Source organism: Labrys sp. WJW (assembly GCF_001676615.1).
In the GTDB taxonomy this organism is placed as follows: domain Bacteria; phylum Pseudomonadota; class Alphaproteobacteria; order Rhizobiales; family Labraceae; genus Labrys; species Labrys sedimenti.
In genome coordinates this window covers 23,951-43,975 of the sequence record NZ_LYXZ01000005.1, presented here as the reverse complement: position 1 = coordinate 43,975, position 20,025 = coordinate 23,951, and the positions used below count along the sequence as shown (strand labels likewise).

Here is a 20,025-nt window from a genome sequence, read left to right as displayed (position 1 = left end):
TGCGCCGCCGCAGGGCCCCTATTCCCTAAAGTCGGAAAAGTGTAAGAGAGCGCGTTTGCTGCGCTGCACAAATGGAAGATGAGCTTGCGTGGCGAGGGCATCCGCGCTCTTGATCGCCACCGCGCCCAACTCCGACATCATTCAACGGAGGCCCGTATGGGGCTTACGCACACCGCCGACAGCGGCGAGGAAACCAGCGGCCATGGCGGTGGCTTCTGGGCACTGACGCTCGGCTCCATCGGCGTCGTCTATGGCGATATCGGCACCAGCCCGCTCTATGCCTTCCGCGAGGCGCTGCATGCGGCGACCGAGGGGGGCAGGCTGATGAGCCAGGAAGCGGTGCTCGGCGTGATCTCTCTGATCCTGTGGGCGCTCATCGTCATCGTCACGCTCAAATATGTGCTGCTGCTGCTGCGGGCGGACAACAAGGGTGAGGGCGGTACCCTTACCTTGATGGCGCTGGCCCAGCGGGCGCTCGGGCGCTCGGGCACCGTGCTCCTGCTGCTCGGCACCATCGGGGCCGCCATGTTCTATGGCGACGCCATCATCACGCCCGCCGTGTCGGTGCTCTCGGCGGTGGAAGGCATGAAGCTGGTGACGCCGGCCTTCGATCCCTTCGTAGTGCCGATCACCGTTGCGATCATCGTGGCGCTGTTCGCGGTCCAAAGCCACGGAACGGCCCGGGTCGGTGCTTTCTTCGGGCCGGTCATGGCGCTGTGGTTCGTGGTGATGGGCCTGGCGGGCCTATGGCACATCAAGGATGCGCCGGTGGTGCTCGCGGCCTTCAACCCCTGGCACGCGGTCGAGTTCATGCTCAGCCATGGCCATATCGGCTTCGTGGCGCTGGGTGCGGTATTCCTGGCGGTCACCGGCGCCGAGGCGCTCTATGCCGACCTCGGCCATTTCGGCCGCAAGCCGATCCAGATGGCCTGGATGACGCTGGTGCTGCCCTCGCTGGCGCTGAACTATCTCGGCCAAGGCGCGCTGGTGCTGAACAATCCGGCACCCGAAATCCTCGACAACCCTTTCTACATGCTGGTGCCTCAGAACCCGCTCTTCCTGGTGCCGATGGTGGTGCTGGCGACGGTCGCCACCATCATCGCCAGCCAGGCGGTGATCACCGGCGCCTATTCCTTGACGCGGCAGGCCATCCAGCTCGGCCTCCTGCCGCGCATGAAGGTGGCCCATACCTCCGAGCATCAGTCGGGGCAGATCTATATCGCCCAGGTCAACGGCATCCTGCTGGTGGGCGTGCTGATCCTGGTGCTGGCCTTCGAGAGCTCCTCGCGCCTGGCCTCGGCCTATGGCATCGCCGTGACCACCACCATGGTGGTGACGGCGATGATGGCCTTCCTGGTGATCTGGAAGGTCTGGCGTTGGTCGGCGCTGACGGCGGCACTGATCATCCTGCCGTTCCTGCTGATCGATCTCGTCTTCCTCTCGGCCAATCTGCTCAAGGTGCATGACGGTGGCTGGGTGCCGCTGATGATCGCGGCGGCCCTGATGATCCTGATGATCACCTGGCGGCGTGGCACGCGGCTGGTGCTGGAGAAGACGCGGCGCACCGAGGTGCCGTTGATGACCATCGTCAAGAGCCTGGAGAAGGGCTCGGTCGCCCGCGTGCCGGGTACGGCGATCTTCCTGACCAGCGATCCCGACTACACGCCCACCGCGCTGCTGCACAGCCTCAAGCACTACAAGGCGCTGCATGAGAAGGTGGCGATCCTGACCATCGAGACCACGGACGATCCGATCGTGCCGGGCGGCGGGCGCATCGCGCTCGAGGAGGTCTCGGCCTCCTTTACCAAGATGCGGGTGCAGTTCGGCTATATGGAAAGCCCGAACGTGCCGAAGGCGCTGGCGCTCAGCCGCAGGGCCGGCTGGTCCTTCGACATCATGGACACCTCCTTCTTCCTGTCGCGCCGCCATCTGCGCGGCGGGGCGCAGCCCTTGATGTGGCGTTGGCAGCGCCGGCTCTACATGATCCTGGCCCGCAATGCCGACGATGCCAGCGACTATTTCTCCATCCCCTCAAACCGGGTGGTGGAGATCGGCACGCAGGTCCTGATCTGAGGTTTTTCCTGGAGCAAAGCACGTTCACACGTGAACGCGCTTTGCCCTAATTTTTTGTTTCGATGCGTCTTTGCAATTCTCGGTGATTCCGAGAAATCATAAAACGCTCTTGGAAGCGCTGCGCTTGCAGACGAGGAAGAGCAGGCGGGGATGCCTACGATCCCAGGATTGATCCTCAGGCCGGCGTCGACAGCTTCATCATGGTGAGGCCGGTGAGGATCAGGGCGGCGGCGATGATGCGCATGGCGTTGGCCTGTTCGCCGAGCACCAGCACGCCGACGATGAAGGCGCCCACCGCGCCGATGCCGGTCCAGATCGTATAGGCGGTGCCCAGCGGCAGGCTGCGCATCGAGATCGAGAGCAGGCCGAAGCTGATGGCCATGGTGACGAAGGTGACGATGGTCGGCACCAGCTTCGAAAAGCCTTCCGACTGTTTCATGTAGAAGGCCCACACCACTTCGAAGATGCCGGCGATAACAAGATAGACCCAGGCCATCAGGCCCTCCTCTAAAAAGGGCCCGGGCCGTCCCGGACATCAAACCCATCATGGGGGAGGGCGTGGCCTCCTCGTCCGCAGGGCGGTGCCTGCGAACGGGCAGCATTGTGCCGGACTGCTCCCTGAAATCAAGGGGCTGGCGGACATATCAGGGCTGTGCCCCCGGCAGGCGCTGCGGCGATCAATCGATCCGGCTCACCCCAGCATGGCTTCGATGTCGAGCGTTGCCGTCGTGCCGATCGCGTCGAAATGCCGGGCGAGGAAGGTTTTCGCCGCCCGGCGGCCCTGGTCGCGCAGGAAGGTGAGGAAATCCCATTCGGTGTTGAGCTTGGAGGTAGCGTCCAGTCCCTCCTTCTGGCCCAGCGCGATGCGATGCAGGCGGATGTCGCCGAAACGGTCGGCACCCCGGGCGCGGCGCTGCATCATGGCGAGGGCGCGCAATTCGCCGAGGAGGGAGGCGTTGAAGGTGATCTCGTTGAGGCGGTTGGCAATGCCGCCGGCCGTCTGCGGCACCTCCCGCACCAGCACCGGGTTGATCTGCACCAGGATGGTGTCATCGGGCGTGCGGTCGTCGAGCAGCGGAAACAGGGCCGGGTTGCCGAGATAGCCGCCGTCCCAATAGGCCTGCCCGCCGATCTCGACGGCCTGGAAGATCTGGGGCAGGCAGGCCGAAGCCATCACCACATCGGCGCTCAGCTCGGCATTCTCGAAGATGCGGATATGGCCGCTGCGCACATTGGTGGCGGAGACGAACAGCCTGATCGCCTCGCTCGCCTTGAGCTTGTCGAAGCTGATCAGCTCGGCGATGAGATCGCGCAGCGGGTTGAGATTGAGCGGATTGCTATCGTAGGGGCTGAACAGCCGGCTCCAATTCTCGAACAGGGCCATGCCGGGCGAATCTTCCAGCGACCAGCCGGCCATGAAGCGTTCCAGCACAGGGCGGCGCAGCGGCGACAGCCGGCCCTTGCGGCTGATCTCGCGCCAGAAGGTCTCGAGCTGCCGGCGGGCGCCTGGCGCCCCGCCTTCGAGATAGCCCTCGGCGAAGACCACGGCGTTCATGGCCCCGGCGCTGGTGCCGGTGATCGCCTTGACGTCGAGGCGGCCGTCCTCCAGCAGGGCATCGAGCACGCCCCAGGTGAAGGCGCCATGGGCGCCGCCACCCTGCAATGCCAGATTTACGGGTTTGGCGACGGTGCTCATGCGGCGGTCCAGCCGCCATCCATCGACAGATTGGCCCCGGTGATGCTCGCCGCCGCATCCGAACACAGATAAACCGCGAGCGAGGCGACCTGGTCGATGGTGACGAACTCCTTGGTCGGCTGACCTCCCAGCATCACGTCATTCTTGACCTGCTCCGCCGTCATGTTGCGCGCCTTCATGGTGTCGGGGATCTGGGCCTCGACCAGCGGTGTCCAGACATAGCCGGGGGAAATGGCGTTGCAGGTGATCTTCTGCTGGGCCACTTCCAGCGCCACCGTCTTGGTCAGGCCGGCAATGCCGTGCTTGGCGGCGACATAGGCGGACTTGAAGGGCGAGGCGACCAGGGAATGGGCCGAGGCGGTGTTGATGATCCGCCCCCAACCCTTCCTCTTCATGCCCGGCAGGGCCGCCTTGATGGCATAGAAGGAGGCGAGCAAGTTGAGCCTGATGATCGCTTCCCACTTGTCGTCGGGGAATTCGTCGATCGGTGAGACGAACTGGATGCCGGCATTGTTGACCAGGATGTCGACCGCGCCGAAGGCGGCCTCGGCCTCGCCGATCAGCCCCTTGACCGCGGCCGGCTCCATTAAATTGGCCGGCGAGAACAGGGCCTTGACGCCGAACTCGGCCTCGATCCCGGCCCGGGTCTTCTCGATCTCGGCGGCATCGCCCAGTCCGTTCAGCATGACATTGGCGCCTTCGCGGGCCAGGGCGCGCGCGATGCCGAGGCCGATGCCCGATGTCGAACCGGTGACGACGGCTGCCTTGGTCTTGAGCATGTTGGGTCCTTTGGAAGAGTTGGAGGCTGTTGTGGGCCGCCTCGGTTGCTGCGGGATCTCGAATGCCTGCAGAATTTCCGGATCCTGCCGATCCTTGGCAACATCCGGAAATTCCGCACGGGGTAAATCACTCGAATTCTCGTCGCATCCCGGATTGGGAAAGTGGCGCGACTATGACACAGAGTGTCGCCTGGACGCATCCAAGATCGACCGGTTCCAGGTTTAATTGATTATATGTTCAATCAATAGAATGCCCATACGACAACGCCAAGAAATCGATGCAAACCGGTTCTGGCGCGGATGGGCGGCTTTGTGCCGTTGGCGTCATCCAGCGCCTGAAAATCGCGGGACAAGCACTGTCTTTCGTGCTGAATTGCCATAGGGGAAAGGGCTCCGTGGCAAGAGTTCGATCCCGTCTGGGGTCGAGAGGGGTTAACAAAGACAAGACGGACTGGGTCTATCCCAGATTCGGCCTTCGGTGTTTTCCGGGAGAAATGAAATGACGGGACTTGGTAGAATGATCGCGGGTGCCGCGCTGGCCATCGGCCTGAGCACCGGCGCTGCCCTGGCAGGCGATGCAGAGGCTTGCAAGACGGTGAAGTTCGCGGATGTAGGCTGGACCGATATCACCTCAACGACGGCTATCGCCTCTCGTATCCTCGAAGGCCTCGGATATACCCCGACAACCACGGTTCTCAGCGTCCCCGTCACCTATGCTTCGATGAAGAGCAAGGATATCGACGTCTTCCTCGGCAATTGGCAGCCGAGCATGGAGAATGATCGCAAGGCCTATATCGCCGACAAATCGGTGGTCGAAGTGGCTGCCAATCTCCCTGAAGGTGCGAAATACACGCTGGCCGTGCCGCAGGCGACCTATGACAAGGGCCTGAAGGACTTCGGGGACATCGCCAAGTTCAAGGATTCGCTCCAGGGCAAGATCTACGGCATCGAGCCGGGCAATGACGGCAACCGCCTGGTGCAGAGCCTGATCGATGGCAACAAGAACGGCCTGAAGGAATTCCAGCTCGTCGAATCCTCCGAGCAGGGCATGCTCGCCCAGGTCCAGGGCGCCATTGCGCGCGGCGAGGACATCGTCTTCCTCGGCTGGGCTCCGCATCCGATGAACGTCAACTTCAAGATCCAGTATCTGACGGGGGGCGACGATACGTTCGGCCCGAACTTCGGTGCCGCCAAGGTCTATACCAACGAGCGCGCCGGCTGGAGCGGGGAATGCCCCAACGCTGGCAAGTTCGTCTCCAACCTTAAATTCAACGTCGACCTCGAGAACCAGGTGATGCAGATGATCACCGGCGACGGCATGGAAGGTAAGGCTGCCGCCGAGAAGTACCTCAAGGCCAATCCGGGCGTGCTCGATGCCTGGCTTGCCGGCGTGACCACCTTCGATGGTCAACCCGGCGTCGATGCCGTGAAGAAGAGCCTTGGTCTCTGAGACCGGCCTTCCCTTCCGATTGAAATCCAACCAGCAAGCCCGGCGGGGAAATGCCCCGCCGGATCGCCCAGCCAGGCCGACGCAAGATCGGTCTTCGACAAAACCATGCTTTCGTTGGGGTTATTGCGCTTTGTGATCTGGCGGCCTCGCCGGCAATCGCACAGACGCGTTCGAACACGGAGTTGGAGCAAAAGTGTGGTTCTGTTTGGACACGCTTTGCCCTAGCAATCATGACGCAGGGGGGCGGCTGGAACCTGTCGTGGCCTGGCCACTGCAGGGGCCGATGTCCCACCGCATAGCGCGGGGGAAATAATGTTCGATTGGGTGACTGATACGAAGCTGCCATTCGGCAAGTTCATGCAGCTCGTCATCGAGTTTCTACAGAAATACTGCACGACTTGGCTCTTCGATCCGCTTCGTGTCGGGATTGAGAAGACGGTCAGCGGGACGTCCCTGCTCCTGACATATCCGCCACCCATCGTCATCATCATACTCGTCCTCGCCTTCGCGTGGTGGCGGCACCGTTCCTGGGGCCTGTGCCTGTTCGTCTTCCTGGGTTGCCTGTTCATCTGGAACCAGGGCTATTGGTCCAACACGATGAAGACAGTTTCGCTCGTGTTGTGGTCGGCGGCCATTGCCATGGCGATCGGCATTCCTCTCGGTGTGATGGCGGCTCATCGACCCAAGCTGTACGCCGTGCTGCATCCTATCCTCGACATGATGCAGACGTTGCCGACCCTGGTTTACCTCATCCCGATGGTTGCCCTGTTCCGTCTCGGCTTTGCCCCGGGCCTGATCGCCACGCTGATCTTCGCCCTGCCGGCGCCGGTGCGCCTGACCTATCTCGGCATCACTTCCACGCCGGTCGCGCTCAAGGAGGCCGGCGAAGCCTTCGGTTCCACCAAGCGCCAGCTGTTGTGGAAGGTTGAACTGCCGCACGCCATGCCCACCATCATGGCCGGCGTCACCCAATGCATCATGCTCAGCCTGTCGATGGTCGTCATTGCCGGCCTGGTCGGTGCCGAAGGCCTTGGCGTCGACGTCGTGCGCGCCATGGGGCAGTTCAACATTCCGCGCGGCTTCGAAGCGGGCGCCTGCATCGTGATTCTGGCGATCGTGCTCGATCGTCTGTGCCGTACGAAGGGAGCACACTGATGAGCATTGCCGTCGATTTCAAGAATGTCGATATCATCTTCGGTTCGCGCCAGGCCGAGGCCATCAAGTTGCTCGACGCCGGGTCGACACGAGCCGAGATCCTGGAGAAGACCGGTTCGGTGCTCGGCTGCGCCAACGGCAACCTCACAGTGCAGGAAGGCGAGATCAGCGTTTTGATGGGGTTGTCGGGTTCCGGCAAGTCAACCCTGATGCGCGCCGTCAACGGTCTCAACAAGGTGACGCGCGGCCAGGTCCTGGTAAAGTCCAGGGACAAGATGGTCGACGTGGTCAGCTGCAACGAGCAGACCCTGCGCGACGTACGCCAGCACGCCGTCGCCATGGTGTTCCAGCAATTCGGGCTCCTGCCTTGGCGCACCGTGGCGGAGAATGTCGGCTTCGGCCTGGAACTCGCCGGCGTGCCCGAAGCCGAGCGCAAGGCCAAGGTCGACAAGCAGCTGGAACTGGTCAACCTCAAGCAGTGGGAAAAGAAATTCGCCCATGAGCTGTCGGGCGGCATGCAGCAGCGCGTTGGCCTTGCCCGCGCCTTTGCCACCGATGCGCCGATCCTGCTGATGGACGAACCTTTCTCGGCGCTCGATCCGCTGATCCGCACCAAGCTCCAGGACGAGCTGCTGCAATTGCAGAAGGAACTGAAGAAGACCATCATCTTCGTCAGCCACGATCTGGAGGAGGCCCTCAAGATCGGCAACACCATCACCATCCTGGAGAGCGGTCGCATCGTGCAGTCGGGCCGGCCCGAGGATATCGTGCTGCGTCCGGCCAACGACTATGTCCAGGAATTCATTGCCAATGTGAACCCGCTCAGCGTGCTCACGGCCTGGCACGTCATGCAGGATGCCCGCGATCTCCATCGCGGCGAGGACGGCTGGATCTGGCTCGACACCCGCCAGACCACCCGGTTCCGGCTCGATGACGGCGGCCATGTCATCGAAGCCGAGCGCGATGGCGTGCATGGCGCCTGGGTGCATTGCTCCGAATGCGAAAAGCCGGTCGCTGAGGGGGAACATCCTTGCTATTGGGCCAGCCCCGGCACGTCGCTCAAGACGGTGATGCTGGCCATGCACAAGGCCAATACGGCGCCCGTTGCCCTGTTCGATGGCGAGAACCGTTTTGTCGGCGCCATCGGCGTCAAGGATGTGCTGCAGGCCGTACTCCGGCAGCAGGACGCCTAGAGCAAGTCGCTTCGAGGTCGGCCGGCCTGTTCCAGGCCCCTTTCGGCGCGCCGGTAACCATACGCTGCCGGCGCGGCGATCGGCTGTGGATGCGCGGTTGATCCGCCGAGGCTTTGCCGCGATACTGCCCCCTCTGCCCATGCATGTGCGCCAATTCACCGGGGTGGTCATCAAAATGCCCCCCTTGCGGAGGATGGGTGGCCGCCGCTGAAGCCGAAAGAGGAACGGATGGGTATTACGAATCGCGCAATCACAACCACGCTCGTGGCCGGTTTGGCCCTCGGACTCGCCGCAAGCGTTGCGCGTTCCAATCCCATGGCGAACCCCACCATCGTCGTCGATGCGGCCAGCGGCAGGGTGCTGCAGCAGCAGGATGCAACCAGGCCCTGGTATCCGGCCTCGCTCACCAAGCTGATGACGGCCTATACGGTGTTCAAGGCGATTAAGGCCGGACGCGTCGATCTGGGCACGCCGATCGCGATTTCGCCGCTCGCCGCCAGGCAGGCGCCCTCCAAGATGGGCTATCCGGTCGGCACGATGGTGACCATCGACGACGCTCTCAAGATGCTGGTGGTGCATTCGGCCAATGACATCGCCGTAGCCCTGGCCGAAGGCGTGTCTGGTTCGGTGGATGCCTTCGCTGCCGAGATGAACGCCAATTCGCGGGCTCTGGGCATGGCCCAGAGCCAGTGGGTCAATCCCAACGGCCTGCCCGATCCGCGCCAGATCACCTCGGCGCGCGACATGGCGGTGATGGCCGATGCCATCATCACGCAATTCCCGCAATATGCCTCGCTGTTCCAGATCCAGACCATCCAGTCCGGCAGCCGGGTCATGCGCACCCACAATGCCCTGGTCTATCGCTATCCCGGCACCGACGGCATGAAGACGGGCTTCATCTGCGCCGCCGGCTTCAACGTGGTGGCGACAGCCACTCGCAACGGCCGCAAGCTGATCACGGTGATCATGGGCGCGCCGACGCCCAAGGTACGCACCAACCAGGCGGTGGCGCTGTTCGAAGCCAACTACACCAATTCGGGTGGCGGCTTCTTCACCAAGGCGCCGCTCGCCACCCAGCTGCCGGCCTCGGCCTATCCCGGCCCGACCGACATCCGCGACATCGCCTGCTCGCGCAAGAAGGGCGGGTCGGGTGCGGCGGAGAGTGCCGACACCGCCGAGGTACTGCCCGGCAGCCCGGCAGCGCCCGTACCGGAGGCCAGCCCGCTGCTGGCGAGCTGGGTGACGGCACCGCCGATTGCGGTCGGCCCCTATCTCGGCCCCCGGCGCCCGATCTACAGCCTGGCCAATACGCCCATTCTCGCCGATCTGCCGCCCAAACCTGCGAAGGCATTGCCGGCCAGCAAGCTCGCCGGCAAGAAGGGCGTGACGGCTGCCGGCTATGCCGATCCGGGCAAGTCTCTGGCGGTGCCCGATCAGCTCACCGACCCCAAGCTCAACAAGGGGCGCAAGAACTTGAAGAAGGCCGCCGACAGCACGCCGAAGACGGCGCCCAAGGCCTCTGCCAAGACCCCTGCCAAGCCGCCCAAGCGCAAGGTCCCTCACCAGCCATAGGGGGCAGGGAGCGTACGGTCCGTCCGTCCGATGGAAAGTGCATGGTCTGAATGATCGAGACCTCGAACATCAATCAGGACCTCGAACATCGGCATGGTTTCAAACGGCGCACAGGAGCGCCTTCAGGTCGGTTTCTGGATCACATATCAACGCGGGATCGGGTGACTTCCCGGCTTCGATCAAACGCTTTCCAACCATATAGGCGCCAGGCTGGTTGATCGCGTCGACGGCGAGTAGGTCAGCGCCTTTATAATACCAAAGCGACATGCATTTTTCGGATAGTTTCCGAACTGCAAGGCTATCATGCCCAGTGCCGATCCCCGCAATTTGCAATTTCACATCGAACTGATCCGACCAGAACCAAGGCTTGGCATTGTAACCGTTGGATCGGTTCATGATCGTGCGAGCAGCAGCTTCCCCATGGTCGATTGCATGTCCTACGCTTTCCAGCCGTATTCTTTGCCCTTTCCAGGGAAAGGACGCGCAATCGCCGGCGGCTAGAATCGACGGATCGGATGTACGGCAGTTGGAATCGACCTTGATCCCGTTATCGATTTCAATCCCGGCCGCTCGAGCCAGTTCCACATTGGGGTGAACGCCAATACCGACGATGGCGAAATCCACCGGGATCTCACGGCCGTCCTTCAAGGAGGCCGCGGTAATGCGACCTCGCTCGCCCGTCAGGGTTGCCAACTCCGCGCTCTCCAGAATCTGCACGTTGTGGTGGCGGTGCAGGTCCTGAAAGAATGCCGCGGTCTGCGCCGAGGCCACTCGCTGGAGGATCCGTGGCGCGGATTCAATGAGCGTCACCGTGAGTCCCAGCTTAGCGGCAACGGCCGCCGCCTCCAGTCCGATATAGCCGCCTCCCACGACAAGGACACGGCGGCCGGCTTGGAACTCCGGCCCCATTGTCTTGATGTCGGCAATGGAACGGACGCTGTAGACGCCGGCCAGTTTGCCTCCCATGCCTTCAGGGAGGGGCCGGGGCCGAGAACCGGTCGCCAGGATAAGATTGGAGTAGACGAGGACCGCACCGTCGCTCAGTTCGACTTCATGGCGGTCGGCATGGATTGCGACCGCCTCCTGGGAAAGGCGAAGGTCAATACCGTTTTGTTGGTAATAGGTGATTGGCCGGAGCGATAGACGCTCTTCCGATAGTTCGCCAAGCAAATAGCCCTTGGAAAGAGGCGGCCGCTGATACGGCGGGTAGGCTTCCGACCCAATTAGAGTAATCGGGCCGTCGTGACCGAGTTCCCGCAATTTGACGCAGGCCGAAAGGCCTGCCTGCCCGGCGCCGACAACGACGACGGCACCACTGTGATCGGTCACTGTCATAGCTGTCTCCTAGGCTTCAGTCTTGTTGGCTCGCAATGGCGTCATGGCCTTGAGCATCGACGCGATAAGGGCATCTCGGCGGGCCGACAACACCGCCGGCGTGTGGCCGTTGGCCTCTTCAAGGACCCCGGAAACCAGCTCTTCCGAGATTTCGGGATTCAGATGCAGAGAGCCCAGGTCGTCCCACCAGCGGTTGAAGCTGTCGGTATAGCGCTCGCAAAAGGCAGCCAGCCCTCCCTCTCCAGCGCCCAGGTGGAAGAGCATGGTGGGGCCCATCGCCGCCCAGCGAAGTCCGGGGCCTGCCCACATCGCGGTGTCGACATCCTCGACGGAGGCGACACCCGTCTTCACGAGATGGATTGCCTCTCGCCAAACTGCGGCTTGAAGACGGTTCGCGACATGGCCGGGCACTTCGCGGTTCACCCGTATCGTCACCTTGCCCACATCGGCATAGAAGCGTTCTGCCGCTTCGACCACGCCGGCTGCGGTTCGGTCATTTCCCATGACTTCGACCAATGGAATGAGATGCGGCGGGTTGAAGGGGTGCCCAAGCACAAAACGGGAGGGATCTTTCCAACCGGCCTGCATCTCGCTCAGCGTAAGCCCCGAGGCGGATGTGGCGACGACCGCCCTGCTCGAAAGCGCCGGCTCGATGCTCGCGTAAAGCGCATGCTTGATCGGCAACCTCTCGGGAACGCTCTCTTGAACAAAGTTTGCCCCCTCGACGGCGGTAATTGCCGATTTGTGAAAACTGACGAGACCGGGGTTTCCCCCTTTCACAAGGCCGAGTTCCTGCAACAAGGGCCAGGTCTGTTCGACATGGTCCCTGACCTGCCTTTCGGCAGTATCGGACACATCGAAGACCGCCACGCTTCGACCGGACGCCAGGAAAAGGGAAGCCCAGCTCGCGCCGATAACGCCGGCGCCAAGCACGGCGACATGATCGATTTCAGTCATTCGGAATAGCCCTGGTTGGATTGGAGATGTGGCGGTGAGGCTGCTGTCATCCTAGAACACCACTCGGTCGGCACCCTTCAGGTGCAGTCTCTGGCGGACCTCATCGGGTGTTGCGACCGTACGCCCAAGGTTTTCGACAATTGAACGGATCTTTCGAACCTGCTCGGCGCTCGACTTGGCCTTTTGGCCCGGCCCGAGATAGAGGCTGTCTTCCATGCCGACGCGCAAGTTGCCACCGAGCAATGCAGCCTGGGTTGTGAACGGCATTTGGTGGCGCCCAGCCGCAAGCACCGACCATTCATAGTCATTGCCGAATAGTTTGTCGGCGATGGTGTGCATATGAACGAGGTTGTCGAGATCAGCCCCGACACCCCCAAGGATGCCGAAAACCATCTGAACGAAGAACGGCGGCTTCACCCATCCCTGCTCGATGACATAGGCCAGATTATAGAGGTGGCCGAGGTCGTAGCACTCGAATTCAAATCGGGTACCGTGTCCCTCCCCGAGCTCCTTGAGGGCATATTCGATATCAGCGAAGGTGTTGCGGAAGATGAAATCCCTAGTCATTTCCAGGAATTCGGGCTCCCAAGCGTGCTTCCAGTCCTTGTACTTGTTCATCATCGGGAAGATGCCGAAATTCATCGACCCCATGTTGAGGGATGCCATTTCCGGGCTGGATCTGGCGGCAGCCATCAAGCGCTCCTCCCTGGTCATGCCAAGGCCGCCGCCGGTGGAGACATTCAGCACGGCTTCGGTGGCCTGCTTGATGCGGGGGAGGAACTCCATGAAAAGGTCAGGACTGGGATCGGGTTTGCCATTTTGCGGATTCCGGGCGTGGAGATGGATGATCGCCGCCCCCGCTTCTGCCGCTTCGATACTCGCCTCGGCAATTTGAGACGGGGTGATGGGCAGATATTCCGACATCGTGGGCGTGTGGATGCCGCCGGTCGGAGCGCAGGTAATAATAACCGACTTTGACATGATTGAAGCCTCATTTGCTGGATTTGCGCCGTGAGGCCGCCGTCAAGAACCCCAAGCTGGCCGCTGGTTGCGCCGACTGCCGACGTCGCGTGCGCTTCGCTGGACGCACTTTGGAAGGGCTGCGAGAGCGGCAAGCGGCCGCTCGCCTCCCGGTCATGGAGCCGACGTCATGCCGAGTGGGCGTATGCGTCCAGGATCAGGCCGTGGAAGTGATGCACGGCGTGTTCGGACTTCCCCGAGCCGTCAGGATCGTTGACGATGCGTCCCTGCCGGAACGCCGGCGTGTTCATGCCCTTCTGAACGCTTTCGACGATGGCGATGTCCTCAGCCTGAAGCACCTCGTCGAGATACTTGATGGTCTGGAGTTCCGTCGCATCGGGCTCGGGCGTTTCCAGGAAGAAATCATAGGTCTCGAAGGTGCGGTCGGGGCCGGCGGGTATGATGTTCAGGACGATCATCGAGGAGCGGCCCGGATACCGCATCAGACACGTATTGGGCCAGAGCCACCAGACAGCATGGGTCCTGACGGTTGCATTTGACACGTCATAGGCCGAGTTGGAGGTCTTGCCGGCATCCGCCATGTGACTGGAATAGATGCCGTGCGTCGTCACCTTGTAGGTGTCCATATCCACCAGGGTGCAGAAATCCTTGTGGGCGGTGGGGCAATGGTAGCATTCCAGGAAGTTGTCGACGACATTCTTCCAATTCGACCGGATGTCGTAGGTGAGGCGATGACCGAAGGTCAGTTTGTCAATATCCGGCGCCCAATGCTGGATCTCGGTCTCGAGATCGCCGGACTGGGAGCTTAGCGATGGGGCGTCCGGGTCGAGATTCACGTAGATGAAGCCGCAGAACTCCTCGACCTGCACCTGGTCAAGGCAGATTTCCTTGGGATTGAAGTCCTCCAGCGATTCCGTATAGGGCGCACGGACAAGCTGTCCATCAAGACGATAAGTCCAGGCATGGTAGGGACACATGATCTTGTTGGAGATGCCTTCGCCCTTCAAAAGAGCATGGGCGCGATGTTTGCAAACATTGTAGAAGGCGCGCAGCGTCCCGTCACGATCGCGGACAATCGCAACGGGTTGGCCGGCGACTTCGACCGCTACATAGGCCCCCGGAGCGCGAACTTTTTCGACATGGCAAACCCATTGCCAGGTCTTTGCAATGACTTGCTGCAGATCGACATTGAACCAGCGCGGGTCGGTATAGGCATCTGCCCTCAGCGAAAGGGAACGAGACGGATTGGACGAGTAGCCTTCCTTGATGGAAGCAAATTCGTTCTTCGAAGGAAGCAGGTTCATCTTGGCACCTTCCGGATGTTCGCGGCAACATTGCCGTTGCCTTCGAGGTGCCCTCAGCTTCCTGCGATCGACGGCCTTATTCTATGCGCCGCAAGCCGCTGATTTAACATTTTTCGCCATTGCGCCCGGTCGGATCACCTCGCGCCGGATGGCTTGCGGTGCATGGGCCAGGCGCGGAACTCAAAGGGTACCCTGCCCTCCACGCGGTCACTGCGGGGTGGAAGCCCGAAGCGTTCCCGGTAGGCGCGACTGAAATGGACCTGACTGGCGAATCCAGACGCGATGGCTATTTCGGCCATGGGGAGCTCGGTCTGGGTAACGAGGCCGCGTGCTCTGTCCAATCGAATGTCCCGATAGTAAATAGCCGGAGACTTCCCGACATAACGCACAAACAGACGATCCATCTGCCGATGGGATATTTTCACCTTACGGGCGATTTCGGGAATAGACAGGGCGTTTTCCAGGTGTTGCTCCATGACGGCAATCGCCAGCCTGACGGCCTCCGGGACATGACTGCCCACAGGCTCGACGCCTGCGGGATTTTGTGACGTCCCCGCCGGCCGCAGCGCGGGATGAAAGATGTAACGCGCAGCTGCGTTCGCCATTGAAAGGCCCGAGCTGGCCCGGATGATATGTAGGGCCATGTCAGCCGCAGCCATGCCGCCGCAACAGGTGAAGTGCTTGTCGTCTCGGACAAAAATGTCCTCGGAGACCTCGATGTCGGGATGGAGTTCCTTGAAGGCGTCGATGTGCTCGTAGTGAACGGTAATTCGGCACCCTCGCAAGAGTCCCGCATCGGCGAGAATGAATGCGCCTGTATCCAGTGCGCCCATGATGCTGCCGGCGCGCGCCCACTTCCTGAGGGCCGCGAGAAGTTGCGACGTCCGCCAGGCTTCCGGCGTCCAGCTTGCCGACATGACCACGATGTCGAAGGGCTCGTTGTGAATCGCGCCGAGCTTTTGCGTTTCGACCACGAAGCCGTTGCTTGCGGCACATGGGCCTCCGTTTTCCGATGCCAAAGTCCAGCGAAACCGCGTCACGCCCTCGAGATAGTTCGTGGCTCGGAAGGGATCGATGAAGGCACTGGTTGCCGCCAGGTTGAAGCTGGGCGTGACAACGATGAGGAGCTGAACGGGCGTTTGGTCCAAATTCGACATTGGCGAAAAATGCAAAATGGAGGGCGTGAATTGTTAAAATACAGGCCGGCTTTGTGCAACAATTTTAGCGCGAATTAAAAAAACACATCCGGAGAAAGCAATGACGGGTATCGGTAGAGTTTTCATGGGTGCTGCGCTGGCCCTCGGTCTCGGCACAAATACGGCCCTGGCGGGCGATGTGGACGCTTGCAAGACGATCAAATTTTCCGATGTGGGTTGGACCGACATCACCGCGACGACGGCGGTCGCTTCCCGCATTCTTGAGGGCCTCGGCTATACCCCGACGGCCACGGTCCTGAGCGTCCCCGTCACCTATGCTTCGATGAAGAGCAAGGATATCGACGTCTATCTCGGCGATTGGCAGCCGAGCATGGAGAACGACCGCAAGGCCTATATCGCCGACAAGTCGGTGGTCGAAGTGGCGGCCAATCTGCCCGAAGGCGCGAAATATACGCTGGCCGTGCCCCAGGCCACCTATGACAAGGGCCTGAAGGACTTCGGCGACATCGCCAAGTTCAAGGAGCAGCTCGAGGGCAAGATCTACGGCATCGAACCGGGCAATGACGGCAATCGCCTGGTGCAGGGCCTGATCGACGGCAACAAGAACGGCCTGAAGGAATTCCAGCTGGTCGAGTCCTCCGAGCAGGGCATGCTTGCCCAGGTCCAGGGTGCCATTGCACGCGGCGAGGACATTATCTTCCTCGGCTGGGCACCGCATCCGATGAACGTCAATTTCAAGATCCAGTATCTCACTGGTGGCGACGAAACTTTCGGGCCGAATTTCGGCGCCGCCAAGGTCTATACCAACGAGCGCGCCGGCTGGAGTCAGGAATGCCCGAACGCGGGCAAGTTCATCGCCAACCTCAAGTTCACCGTGGATATCGAGAACAAGCTGATGCAGATGATCCTCAGCGACGGCAAGAACGGCCCGACGGCCGCCACCGAATACCTCAAGGCCAATCCGGGCGTGCTGGATGCCTGGCTCGCCGGCGTGACCACCTTCGATGGTCAGCCCGGCCTGGCGGCAGTGAAGAAGAGTCTGGGGTTCTGACGGCGGCCGCCTGTCCCGAATGAACCTGGACAAACCGGAGCGTTGCTTGCTTGAATGAACCGAATTGGGACGAGACCGCTCGTGCCCAGAGCTTGACTGAAAGCCCGCGCAGGCGGGAGCCCCGCCGGACCGCCTCGCAATGTCGAACAACACCATCCTCACCGGATTGAGCCTCGGGCTGCTCGCGGCGCTTTGCTACGGTGCCAATGTGCCCTACGCCAAGCTCGCCGCCGAGGCCGGGGCAAATGGGCCGACGGTGGTGTTCTACCGGGCTTTTCTGCTGGTGGCGCTGCTTGGCGGCCTGGGCCTCGCCCGGGGCGGCACGCTGGCCGTCGCCCGGCCCTGGCGCCTGCCGGTCTTTGGCCTGGGCATCGCCACCAGCTTCGTCGGCCTGTGCTATATTTCCTCGGTTGCCTTCATCCCGGTGGGGATCGCCACCATCCTCTATTATACCTACCCGCTGCTCATCCTGGTCGCCAGCCCGCTGGTGGACGGCGAAAGGCTGACACTGGCGCGGCTCGCCATCTTCGCGCTCGCCTTCATCGGCCTCGTCATCGCGCTCGGCGCCGATTTCGGCGCGCTGGACTGGCGGGGCCTGGTGCTGGCCCTGATGGGGGCGGCGGCAGCCGCCCTGCAGTTCTTCTGTGCTGCGCGGGCGACGCGCGGCATCAATCCGGCGATAGCCGGGTTCTGGACGCAGCTGATCCTGATTCCGATCGCGCTCGCCGCCTGCCTCGCCAGCGGCAGGCTCGCCTCGCCGGCCGTGCTGTTCGCGGCGGCCGTGCCGGTCGGCCTGCATATCGGCCTGTTCGTCCTGGCCTTTGCGGTGCATTTGACGGCAGCCCGGTTGACGCCGCCGGCAGCGCTGGGCTTGGTGTTCTGCGCCGAGCCCGTCGCCTCGATCCTGCTGGCGACACAGGTGCTCGACGAGCATCTGACGCCCGAGCAGGTCAGCGGTGGTACGCTGGTGCTCATCGCCGTGGTGGCGTCGGTGCTGATGGAAAGTCGCAGAAAGGTCGTATCGGCATGACGTCGCCCCGTATTCCCGCCTTCGTGCTCACGGGCTTTCTCGGTGCCGGCAAGACGACGCTGCTCAATCACCTCCTGAAGGATCCCGCCTTGGCCGACACGGCCGTGGTGATCAACGAATATGGCGAGGCCGGGCTCGACCACCTGCTGGTTGAAAAATCGGGTGATGGCGTGGTGCTGCTGTCCTCGGGCTGCCTGTGCTGCAGCCTGCGCGGTGATCTCCTCGATACGCTGGCCGATCTCGCGGCGCGGCGGGCATCGGGCGAGTTGCCGCCTTTTGCCCGTGTGGTGATCGAGACGACGGGGCTTGCCCATCCCACACCCGTGCTGCAGACCCTGATGGCGCCGCAACTGGCGGCGGCGGGCTATGTCCTCGCCGGCGTCATCGCGGTCGCCGATGCCCTGAGAGGGGAGGCGTTGCTCGACCAGCATGCCGAGGCCGTCGCCCAGCTTGCGGTGGCGGACCGGATCCTGGTCAGCAAGACCGATCTCGCCGGCGACACCACGGCTTTCATGGCAAGGCTGCAGGCGCTCAACCCGCGCGCCGCCATCAGCCTCATGCCGGATGCCGGTGCTGCGGAACTGCTCGAGGAGCCCGAATTTCCGAGCGCGGGGGCTGCTGTCGGCACGCGCCCCTTCTTTTCGGCCCATGATGCCTCGATCGCTTCCTTCACGCTGGAGACGGACAAGGTCCTGGCGCCGGGGCGTTTCATCGCCTTCATCGACGAGTTGCGCGAATGTTTCGGCGAAGGCCTGCTGCGCTTCAAGGCGCTGGTGAAGCTCGCCGACGAGCCCGGGCGCCCTGTGGTCCTGCACGGGGTCCAGCATTGGTTCGCGCCGCCGGAACGTCTCGACGCCTGGCCGAGCCCCGACCGGCGCACCCGCATCGTGGTGATCGGCCGCGACCTCGACCGGCGGGGTATCGAGGACCTGTTCGCGGCCTTCTGCGACGAGCCACGCCTGGATGCTCCCGATCGCGCGGCCCTGACCGACAATCCCCTGGCGTTCTGAACGCCGGAGGAGGGGCCAGGTGCCCAGGAGCCAAGCGCGTTCAGGCGTAAGCGCTTGTTGCTCAAACTCTTTGCTTCGACGCGTCTTTGCGATTCTGGGCGATTCCGCCGAACCGCAAAACGCTTAGCCGTCCTGTTGCGACAGATCGGGTGCGCGCACGGTGCCGCGCCAGATCAGGGGCACGTCGAGGCAGGTCCTCGTGCCCTGTCCGACCGTGCCGCCGGAGCGGCCGGCAGTGTCGCCACGCACCAGTTCGGCGACCTTGTCGGCGATGCGGTCTATGGGCTGGGCGAAGGTCGTGAGGTCATAGGCGCGCCAGCCGGCCTGCTCGATATCGTCGAAGCCGATGACGCACAGATCCTCCGGCACGCGCAGGCCGAACTCCTTGCGGGCGGCGTCGACGAAGCCGCAAGCCATCAGGTCGTTGATGCAGAAGGCGGCATCGGGCGTGACCTGCCGGGTGAACAGGGCTCGCGCTGCCTCGGCGCCGGCCTCGTAGCTGGTACGGCCCTGGCGCCAATGGATCGGTTCGAAGCCAGCCTGGCGGGCGGCGTCGAGGAAGGCCTGCTCGCGTTCGGTGAGGCTGGGCGTGCCGGCCCGCGAGGTGATGCAGGCCAGGCGCCGGCAACCGGCGCGCTGGAAGGCGAGCACGGCCTGACGGGCGGCGTCCTTGTTGCCGACCGTGATGGTATGCGCCTCGTCGAAATCCTGGTCGCGGTTGATCAGGATCAGCTCCTGGCCATGGTCGAGGCAGGTGCGGGCGATGGCCCGGTCGGGCGTGCCGGAAAGCACCACCGTGGCGTCGGCCCGGTAGTTCAGGGTCTGGCGCACCGCGCCGGCCACGGCTTCGGGCGAGCCGGAGGAATTGATCACCATGGCGACCTTGCCCGCCTGCTGCAGCCGGCCGATCAGGTTCCGGGCCAGCCGTGACTGGAAGGGCGTGTCGACGTCGGAGACGATCAGGCAGACGATGCCGCTCTGCTGGCGCATCAGCCCGCGGGCGAGATGGTTGACGTGGTAGCCCAGGTTCTGGGCCGCCTCCATCACGCGCTTGCGCGTCTCTTCGGAAACGCTGGCTCCCGGCGTGAAAGCGCGGGACACGGCGGAACGGGAAACGCCGGCCAGTCTGGCGACTTCCTCGGCGCTGACGAAGGAGCGGGCTGGTTTCATGACAAGAGCCGGTCGAACATGGGCAAGGAGGTTGCACGCCCTTGCAGTCATGTGCAAGCGCCGCTGGCAGCTTTTCCCAGTTCGGATGCGTCTTGCGATAAATTTCGGCACG

At 62.7% G+C, this 20,025-nt stretch carries 17 protein-coding genes; 8 read left to right on the top strand and 9 right to left on the bottom strand.

Annotated features, from left to right (window positions below; all coding sequences use genetic code 11):
• Nucleotides 1-156: 156 nt before the first annotated feature.
• A complete protein-coding gene (locus tag BA190_RS04415) occupies nt 157-2,073 on the top strand; it encodes a potassium transporter Kup (RefSeq protein WP_068283186.1) in 1,917 nt (638 codons plus the stop codon).
• Nucleotides 2,074-2,248: 175 nt separating this feature from the next.
• Here BA190_RS04415 and BA190_RS04410 read toward each other — a convergent pair whose 3' ends face one another.
• The 3 genes from BA190_RS04410 to BA190_RS04400 all read right to left on the bottom strand — a co-directional run bounded on the left by BA190_RS04410 (nt 2,249) and on the right by BA190_RS04400 (nt 4,548).
• The gene (locus BA190_RS04410; RefSeq protein WP_068283183.1) at nt 2,249-2,569 is read right to left on the bottom strand and encodes a multidrug efflux SMR transporter; all 321 of its coding nucleotides are present in this window, start codon (nt 2,567-2,569) and stop codon (nt 2,249-2,251) included.
• Between the two features lie 195 nt (nt 2,570-2,764).
• Complete coding sequence (locus BA190_RS04405; RefSeq protein ID WP_068283181.1) at nt 2,765-3,769, bottom strand: patatin-like phospholipase family protein; 1,005 nt, start codon at nt 3,767-3,769, stop codon at nt 2,765-2,767.
• On the bottom strand, nt 3,766-4,548 hold the full coding sequence (locus tag BA190_RS04400) for a 3-hydroxybutyrate dehydrogenase (protein ID WP_068283178.1): 783 nt from the start codon (nt 4,546-4,548) through the stop codon (nt 3,766-3,768). The genes BA190_RS04405 and BA190_RS04400 overlap by 4 nt, the downstream gene beginning before the upstream one ends.
• A 499-nt stretch (nt 4,549-5,047) precedes the next feature.
• On the opposite strand from BA190_RS04400, the gene BA190_RS04395 reads away from it, so the two are divergent.
• The 4 genes from BA190_RS04395 (at nt 5,048) to BA190_RS04380 (ending at nt 9,918) form a co-directional block, all read left to right on the top strand.
• Nucleotides 5,048-5,998, top strand: a complete 951-nt coding sequence (locus tag BA190_RS04395) for a choline ABC transporter substrate-binding protein (RefSeq protein WP_068283176.1) — start codon at nt 5,048-5,050, stop codon at nt 5,996-5,998.
• Between the two features lie 324 nt (nt 5,999-6,322).
• Nucleotides 6,323-7,153: a choline ABC transporter permease subunit gene (gene choW / locus BA190_RS04390; RefSeq protein ID WP_322433576.1), complete on the top strand. Its 831-nt coding sequence runs from the start codon at nt 6,323-6,325 to the stop codon at nt 7,151-7,153.
• Complete coding sequence (gene choV, locus BA190_RS04385; RefSeq protein WP_068283170.1) at nt 7,153-8,346, top strand: choline ABC transporter ATP-binding protein; 1,194 nt, start codon at nt 7,153-7,155, stop codon at nt 8,344-8,346. The genes choW and choV overlap by 1 nt, the downstream gene beginning before the upstream one ends.
• Before the next feature lie 228 nt (nt 8,347-8,574).
• A complete protein-coding gene (locus BA190_RS04380; protein ID WP_068283164.1) occupies nt 8,575-9,918 on the top strand; it encodes a D-alanyl-D-alanine carboxypeptidase family protein in 1,344 nt (447 codons plus the stop codon).
• Between the two features lie 99 nt (nt 9,919-10,017).
• Here the strand turns inward: BA190_RS04380 and BA190_RS04375 are convergent, their stop codons facing one another.
• From BA190_RS04375 to BA190_RS04355, 5 genes are all read right to left on the bottom strand, one after another.
• Nucleotides 10,018-11,253 carry an NAD(P)/FAD-dependent oxidoreductase gene (locus BA190_RS04375; protein WP_068283161.1) on the bottom strand — a complete coding sequence of 412 codons (1,236 nt, stop codon included), beginning with the start codon at nt 11,251-11,253 and terminating at the stop codon, nt 10,018-10,020.
• A gap of 9 nt (nt 11,254-11,262) precedes the next feature.
• Complete coding sequence (locus tag BA190_RS04370) at nt 11,263-12,210, bottom strand: 3-hydroxyacyl-CoA dehydrogenase NAD-binding domain-containing protein (RefSeq protein ID WP_068283158.1); 948 nt, start codon at nt 12,208-12,210, stop codon at nt 11,263-11,265.
• 51 nt (nt 12,211-12,261) lie between these two features.
• Nucleotides 12,262-13,191, bottom strand: a complete 930-nt coding sequence (locus BA190_RS04365; RefSeq protein WP_068283155.1) for a 3-keto-5-aminohexanoate cleavage protein — start codon at nt 13,189-13,191, stop codon at nt 12,262-12,264.
• A gap of 167 nt (nt 13,192-13,358) precedes the next feature.
• Nucleotides 13,359-14,495, bottom strand: a complete 1,137-nt coding sequence (locus BA190_RS04360; RefSeq protein ID WP_068283152.1) for an SRPBCC family protein — start codon at nt 14,493-14,495, stop codon at nt 13,359-13,361.
• Between the two features lie 134 nt (nt 14,496-14,629).
• Entirely contained in the window at nt 14,630-15,652 is a 1,023-nt protein-coding gene (locus tag BA190_RS04355; protein ID WP_068283149.1) for a GlxA family transcriptional regulator, read from the bottom strand.
• Nucleotides 15,653-15,752: 100 nt separating this feature from the next.
• On the opposite strand from BA190_RS04355, the gene BA190_RS04350 reads away from it, so the two are divergent.
• The 3 genes from BA190_RS04350 to BA190_RS04340 all read left to right on the top strand — a co-directional run bounded on the left by BA190_RS04350 (nt 15,753) and on the right by BA190_RS04340 (nt 18,743).
• Nucleotides 15,753-16,703 (top strand): choline ABC transporter substrate-binding protein, encoded by a 951-nt coding sequence (locus BA190_RS04350; RefSeq protein ID WP_068283147.1) that lies wholly within the window; start codon nt 15,753-15,755, stop codon nt 16,701-16,703.
• Between the two features lie 139 nt (nt 16,704-16,842).
• Nucleotides 16,843-17,733 carry a DMT family transporter gene (locus tag BA190_RS04345; protein ID WP_068283144.1) on the top strand — a complete coding sequence of 297 codons (891 nt, stop codon included), beginning with the start codon at nt 16,843-16,845 and terminating at the stop codon, nt 17,731-17,733.
• Nucleotides 17,730-18,743 (top strand): GTP-binding protein, encoded by a 1,014-nt coding sequence (locus tag BA190_RS04340; protein WP_068283141.1) that lies wholly within the window; start codon nt 17,730-17,732, stop codon nt 18,741-18,743. The genes BA190_RS04345 and BA190_RS04340 overlap by 4 nt, the downstream gene beginning before the upstream one ends.
• 123 nt (nt 18,744-18,866) lie before the next feature.
• Here BA190_RS04340 and BA190_RS04335 read toward each other — a convergent pair whose 3' ends face one another.
• A complete protein-coding gene (locus BA190_RS04335) occupies nt 18,867-19,913 on the bottom strand; it encodes a LacI family DNA-binding transcriptional regulator (protein ID WP_068283138.1) in 1,047 nt (348 codons plus the stop codon).
• Nucleotides 19,914-20,025: the final 112 nt, after the last annotated feature.

Bases quoted from the DNA above. Each gene is read 5' to 3' on its own strand.
- BA190_RS04360 (WP_068283152.1), bottom strand. From the start codon at position 14,495: ATGAACCTGCTTCCTTCGAAGAACGAATTTGCTTCCATCAAGGAAGGC.
- BA190_RS04365 (WP_068283155.1), bottom strand. From the start codon at position 13,191: ATGTCAAAGTCGGTTATTATTACCTGCGCTCCGACCGGCGGCATCCAC.
- BA190_RS04335 (WP_068283138.1), bottom strand. From the start codon at position 19,913: ATGAAACCAGCCCGCTCCTTCGTCAGCGCCGAGGAAGTCGCCAGACTG.
- BA190_RS04395 (WP_068283176.1), top strand. From the start codon at position 5,048: ATGACGGGACTTGGTAGAATGATCGCGGGTGCCGCGCTGGCCATCGGC.
- BA190_RS04410 (WP_068283183.1), bottom strand. From the start codon at position 2,569: ATGGCCTGGGTCTATCTTGTTATCGCCGGCATCTTCGAAGTGGTGTGG.
- BA190_RS04355 (WP_068283149.1), bottom strand. From the start codon at position 15,652: ATGTCGAATTTGGACCAAACGCCCGTTCAGCTCCTCATCGTTGTCACG.
- BA190_RS04345 (WP_068283144.1), top strand. From the start codon at position 16,843: ATGTCGAACAACACCATCCTCACCGGATTGAGCCTCGGGCTGCTCGCG.
- BA190_RS04340 (WP_068283141.1), top strand. From the start codon at position 17,730: ATGACGTCGCCCCGTATTCCCGCCTTCGTGCTCACGGGCTTTCTCGGT.
- BA190_RS04380 (WP_068283164.1), top strand. From the start codon at position 8,575: ATGGGTATTACGAATCGCGCAATCACAACCACGCTCGTGGCCGGTTTG.
- BA190_RS04350 (WP_068283147.1), top strand. From the start codon at position 15,753: ATGACGGGTATCGGTAGAGTTTTCATGGGTGCTGCGCTGGCCCTCGGT.
- BA190_RS04415 (WP_068283186.1), top strand. From the start codon at position 157: ATGGGGCTTACGCACACCGCCGACAGCGGCGAGGAAACCAGCGGCCAT.
- BA190_RS04405 (WP_068283181.1), bottom strand. From the start codon at position 3,769: ATGAGCACCGTCGCCAAACCCGTAAATCTGGCATTGCAGGGTGGCGGC.
- BA190_RS04400 (WP_068283178.1), bottom strand. From the start codon at position 4,548: ATGCTCAAGACCAAGGCAGCCGTCGTCACCGGTTCGACATCGGGCATC.
- choV (WP_068283170.1), top strand. From the start codon at position 7,153: ATGAGCATTGCCGTCGATTTCAAGAATGTCGATATCATCTTCGGTTCG.
- BA190_RS04375 (WP_068283161.1), bottom strand. From the start codon at position 11,253: ATGACAGTGACCGATCACAGTGGTGCCGTCGTCGTTGTCGGCGCCGGG.
- BA190_RS04370 (WP_068283158.1), bottom strand. From the start codon at position 12,210: ATGACTGAAATCGATCATGTCGCCGTGCTTGGCGCCGGCGTTATCGGC.